The sequence below is a fragment of the Pseudomonas sp. P5_A12 genome (genome assembly GCF_056400685.1).
This window is the reverse complement of record NZ_JBFUKU010000299.1, coordinates 1-6,363: the sequence shown is the minus strand read 5'-3', so window position 1 is coordinate 6,363 and position 6,363 is coordinate 1. Positions and strand designations below refer to the sequence as shown.

The 6,363-nt window shown below is 54.3% G+C and carries 5 protein-coding genes and 1 pseudogene; 3 read left to right on the top strand and 3 right to left on the bottom strand.

What is annotated here, in order from left to right:
- The 3 genes and pseudogenes from AC1DSG_RS26020 to AC1DSG_RS26010 form a co-directional block, all read left to right on the top strand.
- A partial coding sequence (locus AC1DSG_RS26020; protein ID WP_477793452.1) for a mandelate racemase/muconate lactonizing enzyme family protein occupies nt 1–1,049 on the top strand: 1,049 nt, incomplete at its 5' end.
- 103 nt (nt 1,050–1,152) lie between these two features.
- Nucleotides 1,153–2,460: a C4-dicarboxylate transporter DctA gene (dctA, locus tag AC1DSG_RS26015; protein ID WP_477793451.1), complete on the top strand. Its 1,308-nt coding sequence runs from the start codon at nt 1,153–1,155 to the stop codon at nt 2,458–2,460.
- A 123-nt stretch (nt 2,461–2,583) separates the two neighbouring features.
- Nucleotides 2,584–2,799, top strand: a pseudogene (locus tag AC1DSG_RS26010) (isocitrate lyase/PEP mutase family protein); the annotation flags it as partial.
- 65 nt (nt 2,800–2,864) lie between these two features.
- On the opposite strand, the gene AC1DSG_RS26005 reads toward AC1DSG_RS26010, so the two are convergent.
- The 3 genes from AC1DSG_RS26005 to AC1DSG_RS25995 form a co-directional block, all read right to left on the bottom strand.
- Nucleotides 2,865–4,073: an MFS transporter gene (locus tag AC1DSG_RS26005; protein WP_477793453.1), complete on the bottom strand. Its 1,209-nt coding sequence runs from the start codon at nt 4,071–4,073 to the stop codon at nt 2,865–2,867.
- Nucleotides 4,074–4,197: 124 nt separating this feature from the next.
- Nucleotides 4,198–5,268 (bottom strand): NAD(P)-dependent alcohol dehydrogenase, encoded by a 1,071-nt coding sequence (locus tag AC1DSG_RS26000; RefSeq protein WP_477793450.1) that lies wholly within the window; start codon nt 5,266–5,268, stop codon nt 4,198–4,200.
- A 373-nt stretch (nt 5,269–5,641) separates the two neighbouring features.
- Nucleotides 5,642–6,184 (bottom strand): hypothetical protein, encoded by a 543-nt coding sequence (locus AC1DSG_RS25995; RefSeq protein WP_477793449.1) that lies wholly within the window; start codon nt 6,182–6,184, stop codon nt 5,642–5,644.
- Between the last annotated feature and the right edge of the window lie 179 nt (nt 6,185–6,363).

Sequence of the window (6,363 nt, the reverse complement as noted above, 5' to 3'; positions counted from 1 at the left end):
ATGGTAAACCTGTCATCGGCTACGGTTTCAACTCCAATGGTCGCTATGGCCAAGGCGCACTGATGCGTGATCGCTTCCTGGCGCGTATCACGGAAGCTGATCCAGATACTCTCGTCGATCATGAAAACAACAACCTGGATCCGTTCGCCATCTGGAAAACTTTGATGACCAACGAAAAGCCAGGTGGCCACGGCGAGCGCTCAGTCGCAGTTGGCACCATAGATATGGCTGTATGGGATGCCGTTGCCAAGATTGAAGGCAAGCCACTGTATCGCCTGCTGGCCGACCGTTACCGCGACGGCGTGGCAGATGACAAGGTCTGGGTCTACGCAGCGGGCGGCTACTACTACCCAGGCAAAGACCAGACCAAGCTCAAAGCAGAAATGCAGAGCTATCTGGATCGTGGCTACGACGTAGTCAAGATGAAGATTGGTGCGGTGCCACTGGACGAAGATATCCGTCGTATCGAAGCGGTACTTGAAGTGGTAGGTGATGGTCGTCGATTGGCGGTCGATGCCAATGGCCGCTTCGATCTGAAGACAGGTATTGCGTACGCGGAGGCCATCAAAAAGTACAACCTCTTCTGGTACGAAGAAGTTGGCGATCCGCTGGACTATGAACTTCAGGCTGAGCTTGCAAACCACTATGAACTGCCCATGGCTACTGGTGAAAACCTGTTCTCCCATCAGGATGCTCGTAACCTGCTACGCCACGGTGGTATGCGCCCTGATCGCGATTACCTCCAGTTCGACTGCGCCCTGTCTTACGGACTCGTAGAGTACATGCGCACCCTGAAGGTGATGGAAGAAATGGGTTGGTCTTCTCGCCGCGTAGTTCCTCACGGTGGTCACCAGATGTCCCTGAACATCGCAGCAGGTCTACACCTGGGCGGTAACGAATCGTACCCGGATGTGTTCCAGCCTTTTGGCGGCTTCGCTGACGGGATCAAGGTGGAAAATAGCTATGTTGGTCTGCCGGATATTCCAGGTGTCGGCTTCGAAGCCAAGTCCGCCTTGTACGCCGTGATGCGAGAGTTGGGCGAAGGCTGATAGCCCCCCGAACGGCGGCCTCTTGCAAGAGGCCGCCGTTATCAGGCGCCACTCACTGGCGCCACGCCACACGCCCATCACAAAAATAAAATGAGGTGCTCCCGTGGAAAACTCCAAGTCCCGCTGGTACAGCCAGCTGTATGTGCAGGTGCTGATCGGTATCGTCATCGGTGCAGCAATTGGTCACTTTGAACCGCAATTCGGAGCCAAGCTGCAACCTTTTGCGGATGGCTTTATCAAGCTCATCAAAATGCTGTTGGCGCCTATTATTTTCGGTACCGTCGTCGTCGGTATCGCCAAGATGGGCAGCATCAAGGAAGTCGGGCGGATTGGCGTCAAAGCGCTGCTCTACTTTGAAATCCTTTCAACCATTGCGCTGGTCATCGGCCTTATTGTGGTCAATCTCGTAAAGCCAGGCGTCGGGATGAATATCAACGCCAACACGCTTGATGCCAGTGCTATCGCCAAATACAGCCAAGCCGCCAGCGAGCAGGGCGGAACAATCGAGTTCTTTCTCAACATCATCCCGAGTACCTTCATTGGCGCATTCTCGAATGGCGTCATGCTTCAGGTCATTCTGATTTCGGTCTTGATGGGCGTTGCCCTGGTTCAAATGGGCGAAACCAGCAAACCGCTGATCAATACCATCGACCTGTTTATGCAAGGGCTGTTCAAGATCGTGGCAATGGTTATGCGTCTGGCTCCGATTGGTGCCGGCGCAGGCATGGCATTCACTATCGGCAAGTACGGCATTGGTACCTTGCTTTCACTCGGTCAGTTGCTGATAGCCCTCTACGTCACCACTTTGATATTCATTGTGATAGTGCTGGGGACGGTTGCTCGATGGTCAGGAATGCCTTTGTTTCAGTTCCTCCGGTACTTCAAGGACGAGATCCTCATCACGCTTGGAACCTGCTCGACTGAAGCGGTGCTTCCGCGAATGATGGTGAAACTTGAAAAGCTCGGCTGTAAGAAGTCAGTGGTGGGCATGGTGCTGCCAACTGGATATGCCTTCAATGCGGATGGCACCTGCATTTACCTCACCATGGCGGCGATTTTCATCGCGCAGGCAACCAATACACCGCTGACTTTTATGGATCAGATGATTCTGTTGGGCGTATTCCTGCTGACCTCGAAAGGCTCGGCTGGCGTGGCGGGTGCAGGGTTCATAACACTGGCGGCAACGCTTACAACCATCCACTCCATTCCATTGGTAGGTCTTGTATTGCTCTTGGGCATCGACCGGTTCCTGAACGAAGCGCGGGCTGTGACCAACCTGATTGGCAACGGTATCGGCACCATCGCAATTGCCAAGTGGGACAACTCGTTCGATGTCGAGGCCTGCGAGCGTGAAATTGCTGCAATGAAAAACGAAAAGGCAGAGCGAAAGGCGTTATTAGCGCAAAAGTAACCAGCATCGCTACCGGCCATTCCTCTTCGAACAGGGCGCAATGACTGGTAGCTAATTTGATGTCTCGCACTCGCAAGTCGACTCAAGCGATGTACTTAGTTGGAATGTGATGGAGCCGAAAAAATGATTGAGCAATCTCATCATGAATTACGTCAGGCGTTCCGTGCTTTGCTTCATGGAACAGGCTGTAAATTTGCCGCATCCGTGTTTGATCCAATCTCCGTTCGAATGGCTTCTGACCTTGGCTTTGAGGTCGCTATCCAGGGTGGATCCGTCGCTTCGCTTCAAGTGCTCGGGGCCCCAGACATCTCGTTGCTCACGCTCGATGAATATGCAGAGTGCCAAGAGTTCCAACTCGGCCAACAAGGCACGCCTTGGCGTGTCTTGGCGTGTCTTGTGGTTTTTCAGGCGATGCTCATCAATGCAACAGGCTCCCGCGAGGCTGCGCGTGCAGCCAGAAAGGCAAGCACTGCCGCCACACCGAGCAATGCAGCGCTCAACTCGAATGTCGCTTGATACCCGCTCGAGTCAAAGACCAACCCGCCAACGGTTGCGCCCGCTGAAATAGCCAGTTGAACGATCGCCACCATCAAGCCTCCGCCTGCTTCAGGCGCCTCGGGTAATGTTTTGGCCAGCCATGTCCACCACCCCACCGGCGCCGCAGTCGCAACCAACCCCCATAACCCCAGCAAGACAGTGGTCGTGACCGCTGAGCTGCCGAATGAAACCAGCGCCAGTGCAATCATCGCCATCAAGATCGGGATGACGATGAGGGTGCGATGCAGGCCATTGTTCAAGAATCTTCCAATCAGGAAGGTGCCCGCGAGGCCAGCGAGACCCAGGACCAGCAACATCAGCGACAGCATGGAAACACTTACCTGGGTGACTGTTTCAAGGAACGGGCGCAGGTAGGTAAACAGCATAAACTGGCCCATGAAAAAGACACTGACCGCCGCCATGCCCAGCGCAACCGGTGGTTTTTTCATCAACGTGAATACATTTCCAGTACCTGGGCGACGTTGCGCCTTCATCGTTGGAAGGCTAACCAAAAGCCAGATGCAGGCGACAACCGCAACCGGGATGACGCACAAAAAGGCACCTCTCCATCCGATCAAGGATCCGAGAAAGCTACCCAGCGGCGCTGCAATCACTGTCGCCAGAGCGTTGCCGCCATTGACGACTGCCATGGCGCGAGCGATCTGATCATCCGGCACCAGGCGCATTGCGGTTGCCGCCGACAAAGACCAGAAGCCACCGATGGCCACGCCGATCAGGGCTCGGCCGACCATAAACACCCAGTAGGTCGGCGAGAACGCGACCACGGTTCCTGAAACTATCATTAGCAAAGTCAGGGACAATAGCAGTGGCTTACGGTCGACTCGCGCCGCCACCGAAGCTGTCAGCAGGCTGGCGAACAGCGCAAACAACCCAGAGACCGAAATACCCAGGCCCGCTTGGCCTTCGGTGATGTGCATATCTGCAGCAATCGGCGTCAGCAGGCTGACGGGCATGAACTCGGATGCCACCAGCACGAAGGCTGCAAGTGACATGGCGAAGACTGCGCCCCACGATTGTTCAGCTTTTCGGGGGGCAGAGAGTGGGGGACGGGTCATTGATTTAATCCTGTGATGCGCGAAGCGTCGCGCCCCTCGTAAACGAGGCCGCGAAAGAGAACCGGAGCCCTGCGAGGGCACCGGCAAGCTACTTCAGGTTGCTTTTGAATTTCCGCTTGAGTCGTTATTCGCTGGAGTCTTTCGTCTGGTCAGCCAATGTCGCGTTATCGATCACAAAGCGATACTTTACGTCCCCCTTGAGCATCCGCTCATAGGAGTCGTTTATCTGATCGGCGCGAACCAGTTCGATATCGGCGACGATCCCGTGTTCGGCGCAAAAATCCAGCATCTCCTGCGTTTCAGGGATGCCGCCTATCATCGAGCCTGCAATCGTTCGCCGCTTCATGATCAGGTTGAACACGTTGGGCGATGGATGCGGCGAGGCGGGCGCACCGACCAGTGTCAGTGCACCGTCGCGCTTGAGCAACACCAGAAAGGCATCCAGATCGTGGGGAGCTGCGACGGTATTGAGGATGAAGTCGAAACTCATGGAGTGTGCGGCCATCTCTTCAGTGTTGCGCGATACTACAACTTCGTCAGCGCCCAATTCCTTCGCCGCTTCGCGTTTGGATTCGGAGGTAGTGAACGCCACGACGTGGGCGCCCATCGCATGGGCCAGCTTGATGCCCATGTGGCCCAGTCCGCCGATGCCGACCACGCCTATTTTCTTGCCCGGCCCCGCATTCCAGTGACGCAGCGGGGAGTAAGTGGTGATGCCCGCGCACAGCAGCGGCGCGACGGCGGCCAATTGCTCCTCCGGGTGACGGATGCGCAGAACATAACGCTCATGCACCACAATGTTTTGCGAGTAGCCGCCCAGCGTCCAGCCGGGCGCGTCTGGCGTTGGAAAGTTGTAGGTGCCAATCATGCCATCGCAGTAGTTTTCCAGGCCGGTTTCACAGTCGTCACAGTGTTTGCAGCTGTCGACGATGCAACCGACACCGACCAGGTCTCCGACAGTGAAACTCGAAACATGGGCACCCACCGCCGATACACGGCCGACAATTTCATGCCCCGGGACGCAGGGAAATTGTGTGCCTGCCCACTCGGCACRCACCTGATGCAAATCCGAATGGCAGATACCGCAGAAGGCGATATCAATCTGGACGTCATGGGCGGCAGGGGAGCGGCGACTGATCTGCAAAGGCTCAAGGGGTTTGTCGCCCGAGTGAGCACCATAGGCGTGTACAAGCATGGGGAGTCCTCGATGGTTTGTCGGAGGACAATTTTCCACCTCTGCTCAGACTGGCAACAGCTCATTCCTCCGGATTACTTGCCTGATTCTACGAGTCTGCGTTCTACGCATTTCCTTCCGAATTTAACCGAAGGTTTCCTTCGGCGCTCTGTGACACACGACTAGAGCTAAAAATTAATTTTTGAAACACGGGTCGAAAATCTACAAATCAGTTCGCGTGAATTCAAATAATTAGTTCGGAGTGCTTTTATGAAACGCTGACAGTTTCTAAACTGCTCTTACATACATAATTTAACATAATATACATTATGCGAACCGTCCTATACGGACGTGGGAGCGTCTGGTGGTCAGATTTGAAGGCAGGCACTGCCTCTTACGCATCACCTGGTCCAGCTTGCTGCTTAGCGATGTAACTCACAATGAATGCATCCTGCGATCCGCGTTCCTTGTGATAACCAACCACGTTGGCCAGCGTCCACCGCAGCATCCTCATCAGAATCGGGTCAGAAGATTTCGCGCTGTTGGACTCGTATGGATACCGGCTGTTGGTGAACACACTTCGATATTTTTCAAAGCATTCTTCTTGGCTGTCCAGTGCCAGGCTGCGCCTGATCTGTTCAGGAACGGCATAAAACAGTGTCAGCAGATCATGCTTGTCATGATTCTTGCGGCTAGTTTTACCGATACTCAGCAGGCGCTGGTGAGCCTTGGCAAGTGCTGTTGGATCAAGCCTGTAAGTTTCGCCAGATGTCCCTTGGTTCTGATCAGGCAATGAGATGAAGCTTTTGAGCAGGATCTCCATGCCGATAGCTGCATTGACTTGTGCTACGTGCGGCAAGTGTTGAGCATCCAGTAGCTCGGCTGCTTTCAGGTAGCTATGAGCGCTTTCTAGCATCCAGCCTGGGAAGTGATCCATTGATGTTCTTTTCCTTATTGGCAGGTGCTGATTCTCACCTTGAGCGATATCGTCCATTTTTGGAAGATAGAGTTCAAGGATGAGCTACCCTACTCTTTTAATGCGCTATAGTTATAACTAGACTAAACATCTATTTAGTTGAGTTATAAGTAGGCGCATTTCAGTGCCCTCCTTCTTGG

What these genes read in the sequence shown, in the direction of transcription:
- AC1DSG_RS25995 (WP_477793449.1), bottom strand. Translation starts at nt 6,184, where the DNA reads ATGGATCACTTCCCAGGCTGGATGCTAGAAAGCGCTCATAGCTACCTG.
- AC1DSG_RS26005 (WP_477793453.1), bottom strand. Translation starts at nt 4,073, where the DNA reads ATGACCCGTCCCCCACTCTCTGCCCCCCGAAAAGCTGAACAATCGTGG.